Source organism: Streptomyces sp. NPDC044704, from assembly GCF_056433525.1.
The window spans coordinates 96,820-113,462 of sequence record NZ_JBWKGY010000008.1 but is presented as its reverse complement, the minus strand read 5'-3'; the positions used below and the strand labels follow the sequence as shown (position 1 = coordinate 113,462).

General features: G+C 72.5%; 19 protein-coding genes. 8 read left to right on the top strand and 11 right to left on the bottom strand.

Going from position 1 to position 16,643, the window contains the following annotated elements; translation table 11 throughout:
* Positions 1-2: 2 nt before the first annotated feature.
* The 3 genes from AC07B0_RS21215 to AC07B0_RS21205 form a co-directional block, all read right to left on the bottom strand.
* Positions 3-1,535 (bottom strand): exopolysaccharide biosynthesis polyprenyl glycosylphosphotransferase, encoded by a 1,533-nt coding sequence (locus AC07B0_RS21215; RefSeq protein ID WP_469382272.1) that lies wholly within the window; start codon positions 1,533-1,535, stop codon positions 3-5.
* Between the two features lie 2 nt (positions 1,536-1,537).
* Positions 1,538-2,677, bottom strand: coding sequence for a glycosyltransferase (locus AC07B0_RS21210; RefSeq protein WP_478898711.1), 1,140 nt, complete (start codon positions 2,675-2,677; stop codon positions 1,538-1,540).
* 94 nt (positions 2,678-2,771) lie between these two features.
* Positions 2,772-3,875, bottom strand: coding sequence for a DUF3344 domain-containing protein (locus AC07B0_RS21205; protein ID WP_469382231.1), 1,104 nt, complete (start codon positions 3,873-3,875; stop codon positions 2,772-2,774).
* A 378-nt stretch (positions 3,876-4,253) separates the two neighbouring features.
* Here AC07B0_RS21205 and AC07B0_RS21200 point away from each other — a divergent pair, with 378 nt between their 5' ends.
* From AC07B0_RS21200 to AC07B0_RS21190, 3 genes are all read left to right on the top strand, one after another.
* Positions 4,254-4,664 (top strand): rodlin, encoded by a 411-nt coding sequence (locus tag AC07B0_RS21200; RefSeq protein WP_356872201.1) that lies wholly within the window; start codon positions 4,254-4,256, stop codon positions 4,662-4,664.
* 276 nt (positions 4,665-4,940) lie between these two features.
* Positions 4,941-5,132 (top strand): chaplin, encoded by a 192-nt coding sequence (locus tag AC07B0_RS21195; protein ID WP_356872456.1) that lies wholly within the window; start codon positions 4,941-4,943, stop codon positions 5,130-5,132.
* A 121-nt stretch (positions 5,133-5,253) separates the two neighbouring features.
* Positions 5,254-6,309 (top strand): chaplin, encoded by a 1,056-nt coding sequence (locus AC07B0_RS21190; protein WP_478898710.1) that lies wholly within the window; start codon positions 5,254-5,256, stop codon positions 6,307-6,309.
* A gap of 16 nt (positions 6,310-6,325) precedes the next feature.
* Here AC07B0_RS21190 and AC07B0_RS21185 read toward each other — a convergent pair whose 3' ends face one another.
* Positions 6,326-6,499, bottom strand: coding sequence for a hypothetical protein (locus AC07B0_RS21185; protein WP_356872205.1), 174 nt, complete (start codon positions 6,497-6,499; stop codon positions 6,326-6,328).
* Here AC07B0_RS21185 and AC07B0_RS21180 point away from each other — a divergent pair.
* The gene (locus tag AC07B0_RS21180; protein WP_356872207.1) at positions 6,489-6,839 is read left to right on the top strand and encodes a hypothetical protein; all 351 of its coding nucleotides are present in this window, start codon (positions 6,489-6,491) and stop codon (positions 6,837-6,839) included. The genes AC07B0_RS21185 and AC07B0_RS21180 overlap by 11 nt on opposite strands.
* Before the next feature lie 78 nt (positions 6,840-6,917).
* On the opposite strand, the gene AC07B0_RS21175 is transcribed toward AC07B0_RS21180, so the two are convergent.
* Positions 6,918-7,163: a chaplin gene (locus tag AC07B0_RS21175; RefSeq protein WP_356872209.1), complete on the bottom strand. Its 246-nt coding sequence runs from the start codon at positions 7,161-7,163 to the stop codon at positions 6,918-6,920.
* A gap of 127 nt (positions 7,164-7,290) precedes the next feature.
* Complete coding sequence (locus AC07B0_RS21170) at positions 7,291-7,746, bottom strand: hypothetical protein (protein WP_356872211.1); 456 nt, start codon at positions 7,744-7,746, stop codon at positions 7,291-7,293.
* Between the two features lie 282 nt (positions 7,747-8,028).
* Here AC07B0_RS21170 and AC07B0_RS21165 point away from each other — a divergent pair, with 282 nt between their 5' ends.
* Positions 8,029-8,439, top strand: coding sequence for a rodlin (locus AC07B0_RS21165; RefSeq protein WP_467296187.1), 411 nt, complete (start codon positions 8,029-8,031; stop codon positions 8,437-8,439).
* A 136-nt stretch (positions 8,440-8,575) separates the two neighbouring features.
* On the opposite strand, the gene AC07B0_RS21160 is transcribed toward AC07B0_RS21165, so the two are convergent.
* The gene (locus tag AC07B0_RS21160; RefSeq protein WP_356872215.1) at positions 8,576-9,217 is read right to left on the bottom strand and encodes a vitamin K epoxide reductase family protein; all 642 of its coding nucleotides are present in this window, start codon (positions 9,215-9,217) and stop codon (positions 8,576-8,578) included.
* Between the two features lie 192 nt (positions 9,218-9,409).
* On the opposite strand from AC07B0_RS21160, the gene AC07B0_RS21155 reads away from it, so the two are divergent.
* Positions 9,410-10,180 carry a DUF6227 family protein gene (locus AC07B0_RS21155; RefSeq protein WP_356872217.1) on the top strand — a complete coding sequence of 257 codons (771 nt, stop codon included), beginning with the start codon at positions 9,410-9,412 and terminating at the stop codon, positions 10,178-10,180.
* Between the two features lie 25 nt (positions 10,181-10,205).
* Here the strand turns inward: AC07B0_RS21155 and pfkB are convergent, their stop codons facing one another.
* The 3 genes from pfkB to AC07B0_RS21140 all read right to left on the bottom strand — a co-directional run bounded on the left by pfkB (position 10,206) and on the right by AC07B0_RS21140 (position 13,686).
* Complete coding sequence (pfkB, locus tag AC07B0_RS21150) at positions 10,206-11,141, bottom strand: 1-phosphofructokinase (protein WP_478898709.1); 936 nt, start codon at positions 11,139-11,141, stop codon at positions 10,206-10,208.
* Entirely contained in the window at positions 11,138-11,899 is a 762-nt protein-coding gene (locus tag AC07B0_RS21145) for a DeoR/GlpR family DNA-binding transcription regulator (RefSeq protein WP_356872221.1), read from the bottom strand. The genes pfkB and AC07B0_RS21145 overlap by 4 nt, the downstream gene beginning before the upstream one ends.
* A gap of 155 nt (positions 11,900-12,054) precedes the next feature.
* A complete protein-coding gene (locus tag AC07B0_RS21140; RefSeq protein WP_478898708.1) occupies positions 12,055-13,686 on the bottom strand; it encodes an MFS transporter in 1,632 nt (543 codons plus the stop codon).
* 62 nt (positions 13,687-13,748) lie between these two features.
* Between AC07B0_RS21140 and AC07B0_RS21135 the strand changes: the two genes are divergently transcribed.
* Positions 13,749-14,693, top strand: a complete 945-nt coding sequence (locus AC07B0_RS21135; protein WP_478898707.1) for a helix-turn-helix transcriptional regulator — start codon at positions 13,749-13,751, stop codon at positions 14,691-14,693.
* A 125-nt stretch (positions 14,694-14,818) separates the two neighbouring features.
* Here AC07B0_RS21135 and AC07B0_RS21130 read toward each other — a convergent pair whose 3' ends face one another.
* Positions 14,819-15,796, bottom strand: coding sequence for a sigma-70 family RNA polymerase sigma factor (locus AC07B0_RS21130; protein ID WP_356872227.1), 978 nt, complete (start codon positions 15,794-15,796; stop codon positions 14,819-14,821).
* 218 nt (positions 15,797-16,014) lie between these two features.
* On the opposite strand from AC07B0_RS21130, the gene AC07B0_RS21125 reads away from it, so the two are divergent.
* On the top strand, positions 16,015-16,551 hold the full coding sequence (locus AC07B0_RS21125; protein ID WP_469382237.1) for a GNAT family N-acetyltransferase: 537 nt from the start codon (positions 16,015-16,017) through the stop codon (positions 16,549-16,551).
* The last annotated feature ends 92 nt before the right edge of the window (positions 16,552-16,643 follow it).

The following is a 16,643-nucleotide window of genomic DNA, read 5'->3' as shown; positions in this document are numbered from 1 at the left end:
GTTCAGCTCCCTCCGAGCCGGAAGCGGAAGAAGGAGGCGGCGGTGCGGGCCAGGATCCACAGGTCCTGCCACAGCGACCAGGTGTCGATGTAGTGGTTGTCGAAGCGGGCCCGGTCCTCGATGGAGGTGTCGCCGCGCAGGCCGTTGATCTGGGCGAGCCCGGTGATCCCGACGGGCATCCGGTGGCGGGCCTCGTAGCCGGGGTGGACGCTGCTGAACTTGGCGACGAAGAAGGGCCGTTCGGGGCGCGGACCGACCAGGCTCATGTCACCCCGTACGACGTTCCACAGCTGCGGGAGCTCGTCCAGGGAGGACTTGCGCAGGAAGGAGCCGACGGGGCTCATGCCGCGGTCCCCGGCGACGGTCCAACGGGTCGCGGACTCGTGCTCGTCGGCGCGCAGGGTGCGGAACTTCAGCAGGGTGAAGGGGCGCCCGTACAGGCCGACCCGTTCCTGACGGAAGATCACGCCGGGTCCGTCGGAGAGCCGTACGGCCAGCGCGCAGGCACCCATGACGGGGGCGGCCGCCAGGAGCGCGAGGGCGGCGAGGGAGGAGTCGATGGCCCGCTTGGCGTGGCGCTCCAGCGGCCGGGAGGGGCGCGGCAGCAACGGCTGTACGGCGTACCCCCACAGCTGGTCGGCGGGCTGCGCGACCCGCATGCCGGTGACCTTGGCGGTCCCGGCGGGGTCGGCGAGCCAGAGCCGGCAGCCGTGGTCGTGGAAGAGCCGGACCAGGGAGGCGGTGCGCTCGTCGGCCTCGGGGGGCCGGGTGAACACGGCGTGCCGGACCGAGTTCTGGATGACGGCGCGGCGGATGTCCTCGTGGGTGGCGAGCAGCGGCAGCGCACCGTTCTCCGCGTCCGCGGCGGGGCCGGTGTCGGCGATGCCGACGGGCCGCAGCCCGTACTCGGGACGGCCGTGCAGGGCGGCGGCGACCGCTCCGGCTCCCGCGCCGGGGCCGACGACGAGCGCGGAGACGGGCCGTCGTACGGCGGTGCGGCGGCGGAGCTGGTTGACGAATCCGCGTCCCGCGCAGGCCAGGACGACCTGGAGGCAGACGGCGCCGAGGAGGGCGCTCCAGCCGAGGGCGCGCCCCGGCAGGGCGGCGGCGAGGACGGCGGCGGCCCCGCACCACAGCACGGCGGCCCGCCCGGCCAGCGCGGGCAGTTCGAGCAGGGCGGAGGGGGCGAGCCGGGGCCGGTAGAGCCCGGCCTGCGCGTGCAGGGCGGTGTGGGCGGCGGCGAGCAGGACGACGGCGGGGACTGCCGCGCCGGAGGGCAGTTCGAGCGCGGGGGCGGCGGCCGCGGTGGCCACGACGGCCAGCGCGTCCACGGTCACCAGCGGGACGACCCCCTGGCGGCGGCGGACCCGCTGCGGGCGGACGGCGGGCCGCGCCCGTTCGGCCCGGGGGCCGCGCGGAGGGTGGATGGCGGTCACGGAACGGCGGGCTTCCGCCGGCGGCGCGGGCGCGAAGGCGCTGCCGCCGGCGGGCCCCGTGCCGCCCTGCCCGCTGTGCCGGGCGGGTGCGCTGTCCATCGTCATCGGCTGATGCGCTCCTGGTTCAAGGGCCGGGGCCTGCCCAGCAGTTCGTGGTACAGGCCGGTGACCGCGTCCGTGGTCCGCCGCACGTCGAAGCCGGTCCGGGCGTGCTGCCGGGCCTGCTCCCCGAGTTCGGCGAGCAGCCGCGGTTCGGCGAGGAGCCGTCCCAGGGCCTTGGCCAGCGCCGTCGGGTCCTCCGGCGGCACCAGGCAGAGCCGTCCCTGGCCGGACGGCAGGCTCTCCCGTGCACCGCTGACGTCGGAGACCAGGACCGGGCGGCCACAGGCCATGGCTTCGAGCGGGGCGAGCGCCATGCCTTCCCACCGCGACGGCAGTACAACGAGATCGGCGGCCCGAAGCCACGGTCGGATGTCGGAGGCGGCCCCCGCGAAGAACACCCCGGGCGGGGCCGCGCGGCGCAGCCGCTCGGTGTCGGGGCCGTCCCCGACGAGGGCCAGCCGGGCGTCCGGAACGGTGCCCAGCAGCTCCGGCCAGGCCCGGAGCAGGACGTCCTGGCCCTTCTGCGGGCAGAGCCGGCCGACGCAGACGGCGAGCGGCCCGTCGCCGCGGAAGGCGGCGGGCAGCGGGAGCCCGGCCCGCGCCTCGGCCCGGTCGTGTTCCGGGTCGGGGTGGCCTGGGCCGAAGTGGCCGAGGTCGACGCCGTTGCGGATCACCGACCAGTGGGCGGCGATGCCCTCGGACTCCCCCGCCCGGCGCTCGGACTCGCTGACGCAGAGCACCCGGTCGGCCCAGCGGGCCCCGAAGCGTTCCCAGCGCAGCGCGAGCGCGGCGGTGGCACCGCCGACGGCGTCGAAGGACCAGGCGTGCGGCTGGAACACCGTGGGCAGGGAGCCCCGTACGGCGAGCCGGCCGGCGAGCCCCGCCTTGGCGCTGTGGGCATGCAGCAGGTCGGGGCGGACGTGGCGGATCAGCCGGGCGGCGCCGAGGACTTCGGCGGGCAGTCCGGGGCCGGAGGCCCGCCCGGCACGCCAGGTGAGCACCTCGGCCCCGGCTCCGCGGGCATCGTCGGCGAGCCGCCCGCCGCGCGGGCAGGCCACGACGACGCGCAGCTCGGCGGCGGCCTGCGCCCGTACGAGGTCGGTGACGACCCGGGCGACGCCGCCGTCGACGGGCTGCACGAGGTGCAGGACGGTGAAGGCAGAACCGGAAGGTGCTGGTGAAGACGGTGCTGGTGAAGACGGTGCTGATGGCACGTGGAGTGGTCTCCTGCGTTCAGCGGCGCGCGTCTGTCTGAACGAAGAGCACACCGAGGAATTGACCCTGGCTTTCGCCTGTGAACTTGAAACTCAGGCTGCGGGCACCACCGGACAGGGCGGGGCTCAGATCGAACACGTCCGCGTCGTATCCGAGATTGTTGATGTGTTCGGGCTGTCGCACGAACGAGGGACGTCCGAATTCCGTGATCGTGGAATTCATAACATCATTAAAAGGATTTTCTGCATCACTGAGGCTGACCCGGCGGCCACTGTCGGCCGTCACCGTGAGTGAGTCCCCCAGCGTCCCGCGGTCCCCGTCGTACGCGACCACCCCGGCCCGCCCGGCGGACCCGGCCGGCGCGTCCAGCCCGGTGATCTCCACCGTCTCCCCGGCCGCCTCGCCGCCCCCGGCCAGCAGCCCCTCGAAGCCGTCCCACAGCGAGATCCGCCGGAGCGGCTCCTGCGGGTGCTCGTAGGCGACCACCAGCGTCCACCCGCCCCAGGCGCCCACCTCCGAGTGCCCCATGGCGATGTTCAGCTGGGCGACGGTCCACAGGCCCGCGCCGCCCTTGCGCACCAGCGGGGTCACGTCGGCCGAGGCCTGGTAGGCGTCACTGCCGTCGTCGCTGCGGTGCCCGATCACGGTGTCGGCGAGCACCGCCTTGTACGCGCCGCCCGGCTCGGAGACGAGCACCCGGCCGTTGTCCTGCGGCGGCTTCTGCTCGCCGACCCGCAGGTTCCCGCCCCAGTAGAGGCGGGCGTACGAGACCTTCGCACCCTGCGGGACCTTGAGCTCGGCGCGGGTGGAGTTGTAGGTGTCGGGGTCCTTGTCGACCTCGCTGTAGAACATCTCGAAGTCGCTGTTGACCCCGGCCGCGCCCCGCTTGACCTCGGCGCACGGTTCGGCCTGCGGAGCCTCCTCCCGACGGCAGCTGATGCCCGAGTTCGAGGCCCGGACGAGCCCGCCGTGCTGGACGGCCTGATAACGCTGGGTGAAGGGGACCCGGGGCAATTCGCGCGGTCCGGCGGGCGCCACCGCCTCCGCCGCAGGGGCGTAAGCGGAAAGTGTGAGGCAGGACAGCAGGCCGAGTGTGCCGAGGATTCTGCGGGAGGAACCCATGTCCCTGTCTCCATTTTCGATCAAGGGGACAAAACAGGAGTGAACTTTGTCAGAAATCAGGCTGGAAATCACGTCGGACTCGCTCGTACGGCCTTTTGGGCGATGGCACGCACCCTCGTCGCGGGCGGGTCGTTATGGCCGTGCGCCGTCGTTCGAACGGATAAGGAAATCGCGCCCCCGGACCGCCGCGCGGCCCGCCCCACGGACCGTCCCGCGGACCGCCGCGGCGCCCCGTCGGCGGCCCGCGCGGGAACGCCTGAGCGTCAACCGTCCGGCCCGAAACGTCGGCATCCGGGTGAAGTCACGCAACCCGGGCCGGGGCGGGCCCGTTGTTCCGGGTGCTCCAGTACCGGGCAATCCTGCAAAAAAGGGACGAAAATGATCAAGAAGTTTGTGGCTGGCGCAGCGGTTGCCGCCTCCGTCGTGGGTCTGGGTGCCGCGATGGCCCCGCAGGCGATGGCGATCGGGAACGACAACGGCATCAACACCGTCAACGGCAACGGCGCCTCGCAGATCTACGGCAACCAGGCCACGTACGGCAACATGAGCCCGCAGATGGCGCTCATCCAGGGCTCGTTCAACAAGCCCTGCATCGCCCTGCCCGCCAAGGCCAACGTGCAGTCGGTCCTCGCCCTCGTCAACGTCGGCGTCCAGGACATCCCGGTCCTGTCCAGCCCGCAGAACCAGCAGTGCACCGAGAACTCCACCCAGGCCAAGGGCGACGAGGCTCTCTCGCACATCCTCGACAACATCCCGATCCTCTCGGGCAACGTCTCCAACGGCAGCTGACCACAGCCGGAGCCCCGCCCCGGCGAGGCCGTCGCACCCTCGGGTCGCGGCGGCCTCGCCGCGTGTCAGGGCCGTCGAATTCCGGAAGAAATCGTCCTGGAATTCCGCCCACGAACACCGGGGGCAACGGAGTGAATTCCCTCACGCCCCCCGCATATCTCCGGTTTCTTTTCCCGGAGCCGCTCGTTGTTATTTGTGCAGTGGATACGCCCCTGCGGGAAGGATTGAAATCAAATGAAGTACAAGAAGGCAGTGGTGCTGGCCGCCGGCGCGCTGATGGCCGCAGGTGTCGCCTCGCCCGCCATGGCCGACGCGGGGGCCGCGGGCCAGGCCGTCGGCTCCCCCGGTGTCCTCTCCGGCAACCTGGTACAGGTCCCGGTGCACGTCCCGGTGAACGTCTGCGGCAACACCGTCAACGTGATCGCGCTGCTGAACCCGGCGTTCGGCAACACCTGCGTCAACGCCTGACGAAGCGCCTGAGCCCGCGAGGGCGAACCTCCTCGGAGTGGCCTCGGAGTGCACGGCGGTGCACTCCGGGGCCACCTTCGATTCAGCACCGGCCCCAGCGCCGGTAGACAGGGAAGGACCCATGCGACAGGTACTGAGCCGACAGGTACTGGGCAAGGGGATGCTCACGGCGGCGGCCGCCTCCAGCCTGCTGTCGATCGCGACCGGCGCGGCCTACGCGCATCCCGGGTCGACGGCCGAGGCCTCGCATTCACCGGGCGTGCTGTCCGGCAACAGCGTCTCGGTACCGGTCACCTTCGCCCCGAACGTGTGCGGCAACAGCGTGGACGGGGGCGCCGCCCTCAACCCCGCGATGGGCAACACCTGCGCCACCACGACCGGCTCCGGCGTCGACCACGACTACGAGCGCTACCTGAGCCCCGAGCACGCCGAGGCCTTCGAGCGCTACCTCGACGGGCGCGGCGGCGGCCGGCACGCGCTGCCCGCCCAGCGCCAGGAGGAGGAACGCCGCTACGAGGTCCCCCGCACGCACGCCCCCCGGCACGCGGCGCCCCGGCACGAGGAGACCCCCCGCCACGACGGCTACGGCGGTTCCGGCGAGGAGGAGCAGCAGCAGCAGCCGGTCGAGGAGGAGTGCGACGACCACCCCGCGGGTCCCCCGCCGCCGCACGCCGAGCAGCCGGTCCCCCACCCGGCGCCCCCGGCACCGAAGCCCGAGCCCAAGCCGGAGCCCCTGCCCGAGCCCTTGCCCGAGGTTCCCGAGGCGGAGGTCCCCGAGCCGGAGCCGGTGCCCGAGCCCGTCCAGGAGCCGACTCCCGCGCCGCCCGTCGCGGAGGAGGGCCCCGGCGGACCGCCGCACGGCAGCCAGCCCGTGGAGCACCCCGCTCCGGCGCCCGTCCCCGTACCGGAGGAGGTACGGCCCGGCGACCAGCCCCCGGCCGCCCCCGACGGTGACGTCCCGGTGCACCTGCCGCCCGTACCCGCGCCGGCGCCCGCTCCGGAGCCCGTCCCCGCACCGGACCGGCCGGCTCCGGCGCCCGCCGTCCCCGCGCCGGCCCACGCGGCCGCGCCGGAGCTGGCCGCCACCGGCGCCGGTCAGCCGGCCGCCGCTGCGGCCCTCGCCTCGGCCCTGATCCTGGGCGGCGCGATTCTGTACCGGAGGTCCCGGGTCTCCTGACCGGGAATGACGGTAATCAGAAGAAATATCGGCCGGAGAATCCCTCGTCGGATTCTCCGGCCGTCGTCATGCCGCGAAGCCCGGCGTTTCCGCAGCGGCCGGTAATCGTTACCCAGGTCGAAAGCGGCGCGACGGTCGCCGCCGGCCCCTCCGCCCACGAAAAGAAGAGGATTTCGATAATGAAGCTCAAGCAGGTCGCCGCTGTCGTCGTCGGCTCCGTCGCCGCCCTCGGCGCCGCGGCTCCCGCCTTCGCCGCCGACGCCCCGGCGTCGATGCCCCCCATGAGCGCGACGAGCGGACTGTCGGACGCGCTGAACGCCGTCGGCCCCGTCACCGAGGCGCTCCCCCAGACGGTGGGCAACGGCCTCGCCGAGCAGGGCCAGTCCGTCGACAAGGTCTTCGGGACCGTCCAGACGCTCAACAAGGCCCGCAACGACCTGCCCGGCCAGGTGCTGGAGGTCGCGAACGTCGCCCCCCAGGCGTCCCCGGAACTGCTCGGCGGTGTGAAGCTCAACGGCGGCGCCCACTGAGCGGCCGCCGACACGACTGTGGGCGCCACCGGCGAGGCCGGGGGCGCCCACAGTCATGTGTGCCGACTGCGACGAACGTCAGTCGTTGACGCAGATGTTGCCGAACGCCGGGTTCAGCAGGCCGATCACGTTGACGGAGTTACCGCAGACGTTGACCGGGATGTGGACCGGAACCTGAGCCAGGTTGCCCGAGAGGACACCGGGGGAACCCACGGCCGCGCCCTCGGCCGACGAGTCGGCGACGGCGGAGCCGGCGGCACCGGCCGCGGCGAGACCAGCGGTGGCCAGGACCAGGGCGGCCTTCTTGGCAGCAGCAGAGTTCATGGGAAGTGCACCTTCTGTTCGATGTCCTGCCCCGATGCCGGGGCTCACACCGAGCGAAACGGTCCAGCGGCCCGGACGACACGGCTGCGCAGCCGATCAGACCTGTTCAGCCCAATAGTCGTAACTGCTAGTGGATCGGAATGTCGGGGATCGCCGGAATCTCCGGGATCGCCGGGACCAGTCCGTCCGTCGGGGGGACGGCCGGGGTGGTGACGGGGAGCTGCGGAAGCTGGGGGAGCTGCGGGATCGCCGGGAGGCCGGGGATCGCGGGGATCTCCGGGAGGGCGGGGAGCTTCGGCAGCTCGATCGGCGGCAGTGTCACCCCGGGCAGGAGCGCCTGGAGGGACTTGAGGAGATCGGCCAGGGTCGTGCCGATACCGGCCAGGAGGTCGTCGATCGGGCCGGCCGCGGCACGCGACTCCAGGCTTTCGATCTGTTCCTGCACGGCCTCCACCTTCTTCGTGAGGCCGGCAGCGCCCTCGCCGTCCGCGGCGACCGCGGGGGCAGCCGCGCCGGACAGTATGACGAGGGCGAGGGCCGACGGGACGAGGACGCGGAAGCGGGACGGCTTGGTGCGCTGCATGGAGATTCCTTCGGAGTGGTCGCAGAAGCGGACCCGAGCGATCCGCCTCCTCCTCACCCACCGTGCGAACACCTTCTACGGTCCGCAACCGGACGGCGGGCACCCGGGTGGGCCCGGTGGCTGCGTACGGGCTTCGCGCAGGCGTCCGGGACGGCCTCACCCGCCTCGGGGAAAAGCGGCGCCCGAACGGGCCGTTTGAGTGAAGGAGCGGAACCAAGCCCGCCAGCGGGAGTTGACCAGGGAGCTCCGCTAACGGGCACTCGTGCGACAAAAGGACCAATGATGCTCAAGAAGATCATGACCGCCGCCGCGGTCTCCGCCGTTGCCGTCGGCGCTGGCGCTGCGGCCGCGGCCCCGGCCATGGCCATCGGCAACGACAACGGGATCAACACCGTCAACGGCAACGGTGCCTCCCAGATCTACGGCAACCAGAAGACCCACGGCGACCAGAGCCCGCAGCTCGGCCTCGTCCAGGGCACGCTGAACAAGCCCTGCATCGGCCTGCCGGCCAAGGTCAACGCCCAGTCGATCCTGGCCCTGATCAACGTCGGCGTCCAGGACATCAACGTCCTGTCCAACCCGCAGAACCAGCAGTGCACCGAGAACTCCACCCAGGCCAAGGGTGACGAGCCGCTCTCGCACATCCTCAGCAACATCCCCGTCCTCTCGGGCAACGCCTCCGTCGGCAGCTGATCCACACCCCTCCGGCCGGGCCCCCCGGTGCCCGTGGAGCAGGGGGTACCCCGGCCGTGACCGGGGAGTGACGAGAGCCCCGGCAGCTTGCGGCTGCCGGGGCTCCCGTGCGTCCGTACCCGGCGGGCCCGGACCGTCAGCCGGTCCAGAAGTCCCACCAGCGGGTCAGGACCAGCATCGCGATCACCCCGATGTGCAGGGCGGGCGGCGCCCAGCCGAACTCGGTGAAGAAGACGCGCACCGGGCCGGGCGCGGGCAGGTGCCGGGCGCGGACGTTGTGCGCCGTGACCGCCCAGAACATCAGCAGCGTCGCCACCCAGGCCAGGCTGCACCACAGGCACAGGGCGTTGATCTCGTAGAGGGACTGGACCATCAGCCAGGCGCAGAAGCCGGTGCCGAAGAGGGTGCCGGCGTTCAGTCCCAGCCAGAACCAGCCGCGGTAGCGGGCCCCGGACAGCAGGCCCGCGCCCACGCAGACCACGACGGCGTAGCAGGCCAGTCCCAGCATCGGGTTGGGGAACCCGAAGGCCGCCGCCTGGTCGCTCTTCATGACGCTGCCGCAGGAGACCACGGGGTTGAGGCTGCACGCGGGCTTGAAGTCCGGGTCCTCCAACAGGAGGAACTTGTCCAGGGTGATCACCCACGAGGCCAGCAGACCGGCAGCTCCGGTGACCACCAGCAGCCAGGCCAAACCCCTTGGGGCCGGGCCGAGTTCGTCCTCGGGCCGGCTGCGGGTCCGGCGCTGCTGGCGGGGGACGCCCACTGTATTCGTTGCCATGCCGCCCATAGTCCCCCGCAGCGCCACAGAGCGGCACTAACCATGCCTATGCATACGGAAGTTGACCTGAAGGTGTGGCGGGAACCCCTGATACTTCCCGGACGTTTTACCGAACCCCGGACGTGATGTCAGAACCAGGGGCTACGTTGAGCGTCTGCGAAGTGACAACCTGCGACGGCCTGGAGACCCACCTTGAGCGATCCGTACGAGACAACCGAGGCGCACCTCGATCGACTCCTCGGCCGCGCACTCAACTCCTTCGACCTGCCGGACCAGCTGGTCGAGCGCCTGAACACGGCGCTCGCCCACAGCTCTTCGCTGTACACCACGCACCACAGTCCGGCGGCGGGGCTGTGGCGGGAGACCCACCGGCACACGTACCTGCTGGCCGACGGCGGTGCGGAGTCCCTGTGGGAACTGGCCTACCGGCTGAAGGGTGACCGCGCCACCCGCTGCGAGGTCTTCGCGAGCAAGGGCGAGCTGGTCCTGGCGGTGGCCGGGCTGTTCGGCGAGGGGCCGCAGGACGCGGTGCCGGATCCGTTCCCGGCCGGCCACGAGGGGCAGCGGGAGGACGACCTCGCGGTGCTGAGCGCCCTGTTCGCCACGCCGGCCCCGGAGGAGCGGCACCGCGAGTACACCGTGGAGGAGTCCGCCGACCACGCCCGCCGGGTGCTGCGCCGCGCGGAGAACTCCGACCGTCCCGGGGACGGGGTGGGGGCGCGGCTGCGCGAGGCGTACGCCCACCGGATCACCCAGGCCTTCGGGGGCCGGCAGTGCCTCGCCGACGGGCGGGACGCGGGCTTCAGCCTGTACGAGCACGCGTTCGTCCTGCTGGACGGGAGCGAGGTCAGTCTGTGGGAGGTCGAGCACACGGCCACGCCGGACGGCCGCCACATGTGCGAGGTCTACGAGAGCGAGGCCGCCGCCCGCGGTGCGATGGAGGTCCGCGCGCGGGTGCGGTGAACCCTCCCCGGGTCAGGGGGCGGGGTCAGGCCAGCGGGAGGTCCAGGGGCGGGTCCGCGGTCACGCGGACCGCTCCGGGGCGCAGGTCCGCGGGGGTGGGCATGGCGCTGCCCGGCAGCTGGACGGCCGCGGCTCCGTGGGCCAGGGCCGAGGCGAGGGCGGCCGGGCCGGTGCCTCCGGCGATGAGGAATCCGGCGAGGGAGGCGTCGCCGGCCCCGACGTCGCTGCGGACGGCGGTGACGGGCGCGGTGCCGTGGAAGGTGCCCTCCGCGCAGACGAGGAGCTGTCCGTCGGCGCCGAGGGAGGCCAGGACGGCTCCGGCGCCGAGCGTGCGGAGCTCCTCGGCGGCCTTGACGGCGTCGCCGAGGGTGGGCAGGGGGCGGCCGACGGCTTCGGCCAGTTCCGCCGCGTTGGGCTTGATCACGTCCGGGCGGGCCGGCAGGGCCGCGAGGAGCGCGGGGCCTGAGGTGTCCAGGGCGACCCGGGCGCCGCCCTCGTGGGCCCGGGCGACGAGTTCGGCGTACCAGCCGGGGCCGGGGCCGCCGGGGAGGCTGCCGCAGCAGGCGATCCACTCCGCCTGGCCGGCGCAGGTGCGGACGGTGTCCAGGAGCAGGGCCGCTTCGTCCGGGAGCAGCTCGGGGCCCGGCGCGTTGATCTTCGTGAGGGTGCCGTCGGGTTCGGCGACCGAGATGTTCGAGCGGGTCTGGCCGGCGATCGAGACGGCGGTGACGTCGACGCCCTGGGCGCCGAGCAGTTCGGCGAGGAGTATGCCCGGGGAGCCGCCCAGCGGGAGGACCGCCGTCGTGCGGACGCCCGCCGCGGCGACGGCGCGCGAGACGTTGACGCCCTTGCCGCCGGGGTCGACCCGGTCACCGGTGGCGCGCAGGACCGTACCGCGTTCCAGCGAGGGGACCTCGTACGTCCGGTCGAGGGAGGGGTTGGGGGTGACGGTGACGATCATACGAGCACGACTTCCGTACCGGCGGCTTCGACGGCCGCCTTGTGAGCCGGGTCGAGCCCGGTGTCGGTGATGAGGAGGTCCACGTCCGCGAAGGTCCCGAAGCGGGCGAAGTGTTCCTGCCCGGCCTTCGCGGAGTCGGCGAGCAGCACCACCCGGCGGGCTGCGGCGATCGCGGCGCGTTTGACGGCGGCCTCGGCCAGGTCGGGCGTGGTCAGGCCGGTTCCGGCGCTGAAGCCGTTCGTCGCGAGGAAGAGGACGTCGGCGCGGATCTCGGCGTAGGCGCGCAGTGCCCAGGCGTCGACGGCGGCCCGGGTGCGGTGGCGGACGCGGCCTCCGACGAGGTGCAGGTCGATGCCGGTGTGGTCGGCGAGGCGGGCGGCGACGGGCAGCGCGTGGGTGACGACGGTGAGCGCCGTGTCGAGGGGGATCCGGGCGGCGAGGCGGGCGACGGTGCTGCCGGCGTCGAGGATGACGCCCGCGCCGTCGGGGATCCGGGTGAGGGCGGCGGCCGCGATGCGGTCCTTCTCGTCGGCGGCGGTGGCTTCGCGTTCGGTGAGGTCGGGCTCGAAGTCGAGGCGGCCGGCGGGGATGGCTCCGCCGTGCACCCGCCGGACGAGGCCGGCCCGGTCGAGGGCCGTCAGGTCGCGGCGTACGGTCTCGGCGGTGACCTGGAAGCGGTCGGCGAGGGAGAGCACGTCGACGCGTCCGGCCTCGCGGGCGAGGCGCAGGATCTCCTGCTGGCGTTCGGGTGCGTACATGTGGTTTTCGGTCCGTTCCGTGCCCGACTCTGTGGATTCCCCTCCACCGTACGTCCCCGGAACGGGATGAGCAAAGCAAAACGGACATGCCCGCCGTCGGGGGGGCATGTCCGTTCAGGGCTTGGGGCAGCCGCGGACCTAGTGCGGTCACGGCACTAGGCGGCCGGAACCTTCTCGGGTGCCGGGGCGGATCCCTCGGCCGCCGCCGGGACGGCGCCTTCGCGCTCGCCCATCGGGACCTGCTTGCGGGGCAGCATGAACATCACCGCGAAGATCACGACGAGGACGGCGACGACCCACCAGAGCGCGCTGCGGAAGGCCTCGACGTACGGGGGTCCGTAGATCGCGTCGTTGTCCATGACCCCGAAGAAGACGACGGAGGTCAGGCCGAGGCCGAGGGCGTTGCCCATCTGGCCGGTGGTGTTGATCAGGCCGGAGGCGGACCCGGCGTGCTCGCGCGGGACCTGCGACAGGACGGTGTCGGTCAGCGGGGCGACGATGAGGCCCATGCCGGCGCCCATGACGATCAGCGGGGCAGCCATCTGCCAGGAGGCGATCCCCATGCCGTAGTGCTCGGACTCCCAGATGTAGAGGAGCAGGCCCGCGGCCATGGTCAGCGCGCCGGCCTGGAGCACCTTGCGGCCGAAGCGCGGGACGAGCTTCTGGACGGACATGCCCGCGGCGGCCGAGACGGCGATGGAGAACGGGATGCCGGTGGTGCCGGCGCGCAGGGCGCTCCAGCCGAGGCCCATCTGCATGTACAGGGTCCAGACGAGGAAGAAGATGCCCGTCGCTATGCCGAAGGTCAGCTGGACGGCGATGCCGCCCGCGAAGCTCTTGACCTTGAAGAGGGAGAGCTCGACGAGCGGCGAGCCGTCCTTCTTGATCTTGTACTTCTCGTAGGCGATGAAGGCGGCGAAGACGAAGGGCACCGCGCCCATGCACAGGAAGCCCCACAGCGGCCAGTCGTTCTCCCGGCCGTGGGTGAGCGGGAAGATCAGCATGACGAGGCCGGCGGTGGCGAGGACGACGCCGACCAGGTCGAGTCGCAGCGCCTGGGGGGCCTTGGACTCGGTGATGAACTTGCGGCCCAGGAGCACGCCGGCGATGCCGACGGGCAGGTTGATCAGGAAGATCGGGCGCCATTCGAGGCCGAAGAGGTTCCACTGGGTGAGCAGCGCGCCGAGCATCGGGCCCGAGACGGCGCCGAGGCCGACGATCGCCCCGAACATGCCGAAGACCTTGCCGCGCTCGTGCGGTGGGAAGGTGACGTGGATGATCGCCAGTACCTGCGGGACCATCAGGGCCGCCATCGCGCCCTGGAGGATGCGGGAGGCGACGAGCATGGACGGGTTCGCGGCGATGCCGCAGAGCAGCGAGGCGGCGGTGAAGCCCGCGATGCCGATGAGGAAGAGGCGCTTGCGGCCGTAGATGTCACCGAGACGGCCTCCGGTGATCAGGCCGGCGGCGAAGGCGAGGGCGTAACCGGCGGTGATCCACTGGATCGCGCTGGTGGAGGCGCCGAAGCCGTCGCGCATGCTGGGTATCGCGATGTTGACGATCGTGACGTCGACCAGGTCCATGAAGGCCGCGGTCATCACGATGGCGAGGGCCAGCCAGCGGCGGCGGTCGCCGGGCGAGCCCGCCCCCTCCGCGGGGGCGTCCTGGGAGGATCCGGCGCCCGGTGCGGCGCCCTTGTCCGGTGCGGGTGCGGCGGGTGCGTTCCGCTCTTCTCGTACGGGCCCGTTCTCTCTTTCGGGCGATGTCTGGGACGTCTCGGTGCTCATGGAGAGAAACCTAGACGGGATGTAGGTCAGATGGTGTCCTATTTCGGTGGCAGCCTTGAGCCATGAACGACACCCCGGCGCGGCTGCTCACCCTGCTGTCCCTGCTCCAGACCCCGCGCGAGTGGCCCGGGAGCGAGCTCGCCGAGCGGCTGCACGTCAGCGCGCGGACCATCCGGCGGGACATCGACCGGCTGCGCGACCTCGGCTACCCGGTCGAGGCCTCCCTCGGATCGGAGGGCGGGTACCGGCTGGTGGCGGGGGCGGCGATGCCGCCGCTGCTGCTGGACGACGAGGAGGCGGTGGCGATCGCGGTGGGGCTGCGGGCGGGGGCCGGGCACGCGATCGAGGGGGTCGAGGAGGCCTCCGTACGGGCCCTGGCGAAGCTGGAGCAGGTGCTCCCGTCGCGGCTGCGGCACCGGGTGGGCGCGCTCCAGTCGGCCACGGTCGCGGTGACCCGGGGCGACGGGGCGAGCGTGGATCCGCGGACGCTGACGACGATGGCGGCGGCGATCGCCGGGCCGGAGCGGGTGCGGTTCGCGTACCGGGCGCGGGACGGGGCGGACACCCGGCGGCAGGTGGAGCCGTACCGGCTGGTGAGCACGGGGAGCCGCTGGTACCTGGTCGCCTACGACCTGGAGCGGGAGGACTGGCGGACCTTCCGCATGGACCGGGTCAGCGAGCCCTTCGCCACGGGGGCCCGGTTCGCGCCGCGGGAGCTGCCGATGGAGGCGGCGGAGTTCGTCCGGCGCGGGCTGCGCGGCGGGGAGGGGTACCAGGTCGACGTGTCCTTCGCGGCGGCTCCGGAGGACCTCCCGGGCTGGCTGCGCGAGGCGGCCGAGGCGGAGGCGGGCGGCGCCCGGGTGCGCTTCGAGACGGCGGACACCCCGGAGTGGCTGGCGGCGCGGCTGGCGCTGGCGGGGCTCCCGTTCACGGTGCGGGAGCCGGAGTTCCTCGCCGGGGCGGCGCGAACGCTGGCGGCCCGGCTGTCGGGGGCGGCACGGATGTAGCGGAGCCGGCGCGGGTGGGGCGGAGCCCGCGCGCGGGGCGACCCGGTCGACCCGGAGTGAGGGAGCCCCGGCACCTGGGGGGGGTAGGTACCGGGGCTCGTCAGGGGGGCTGTGACGCGGGCCGGTCAGGCCACGGCGTCGAAGCCGGTGTCGCGGGCCATGCGCTTCAGTTCGAGCAGCGCGTGCTTCTCGATCTGGCGGATCCGCTCGCGGGTCAGGCCGTGCTGCTTGCCGACCTCCGTCAGCGTCCGCTCGCGGCCGTCCTCGATGCCGTACCGCATCTTGATGATGGACGCGGTGCGCTGGTCCAGCTTGCCGAGGAGGTCCTCCAGCTCCTCGCTGCGCAGCAGCGAGAGCACGGACTGCTCGGGGGAGATCGCGGAGGTGTCCTCCAGCAGGTCGCCGAACTGGGTGTCGCCCTCGTCGTCCACCGACATGTTCAGGCTGACCGGGTCCCGCGCCCAGTCCAGGACGTCGCCGACGCGCTTCTCCGTGGTGTCCAGCTCGGCGGCGATCTCCGCGTGCTCCGGGTCGCGGCCGTTCTCGCGGTTGAACTCGCGCTGCACCCGGCGGATCCGGCCGAGCTCCTCGACCAGGTGGACGGGGAGGCGGATGGTGCGGGACTGGTCGGCGATGGAGCGGGTGATGGCCTGGCGGATCCACCACGTGGCGTACGTGGAGAACTTGAAGCCCTTGGCGTAGTCGAACTTCTCCACGGCGCGGACCAGGCCGGCGTTGCCCTCCTGGATCAGGTCGAGGAGGGGCAGGCCGCTGCGCGGGTAGCGGCGGGCGACGGCCACGACCAGGCGGAGGTTGGAGCGGATGAACACTTCCTTGGCGCGCTCGCCCTCGGCGGCCAGGGCCTCCAGCTCCTCGCGCGCGGGGGCCTCCCCTTCGCGCTCTATCGCCTCGTCGAGGATCTGCCGGGCGTACACGCCCGCCTCGATGATCTGCGAGAGCTCCACTTCCCTGGCGGCGTCGAGCAGCGGGGTGCGCGCGATCTCGTCCAGGTACATGCCGACCAGGTCACGGTCGGCGATCTCCCCGCCCACGGAGCGGGCGCTGCTCGTGGACTGACGACGGGCGACGGCGCGGGTTGCCATGCGTGCTCCCTTGCGATGCGATGAGTCGGTCGCGGTGCGGCTGGTGGACGGCCCGGGGCCGCTGGTGGTGCGGCGGTCCGTCCTTCGGACACTCTCCCGAGTGCCCGCTTCCGATGGAAACAACGACTGGAATCGGGACAGAATTCCCACGGTGCTCCCTCTTTCTCGAGATCTTGCAGTATCCTGCCCCGCCATCACCCGGACACTCAGGGGGCGCGATGCCGCGAGAAATCGAAGGGGTGCAGGTCAGGCCCGGAACCGAGGCGGATCTTGCGGGCCTCACGGAGCTGTACAACCACTACGTCCGTGAGACCGCCGTCACATTCGACACGGTCCCCTTCAGCCCGGAACAGCGCCGGCCGTGGCTGCACTCCCACCCTGAAGACGGCCCCCACCGGCTTCTGGTTGCCTGGACTGGCGAGCGAATGGCCGGATACGCGACAAGCAGCGCTTTCCGCCCCAAACCGGCGTACGCGAGCTCTGTGGAGGTCAGCGTCTACCTCGCCCCGCACGCGGTGGGCCGGGGCATCGGCACCCTGCTCTACGACGCCCTCTTCGCAGCGCTCGCCGACGAGCCCGTGCACCGGGCGTTCGCGGGCATCGCCCTGCCGAACGAGGCCTCGGTGCGCCTGCACGAGCGGTACGGCTTCCGCCGCGTCGGGGAGTTCACCGAAGCGGGCTGGAAGTTCGGCCGCTACTGGGACGTCCGCTGGTACGAGAAGCCCCTGCAGCCGCCCCGCCACCCGCCCGAGTGAGCCGGGGTCGCACTCCTGCGGCCCATCCCCGGCCCCACCCAAGGTCGGGGGCGTCGCTTGTGCCGCCCGGCCGGCGGCGCCCACACTTGAGG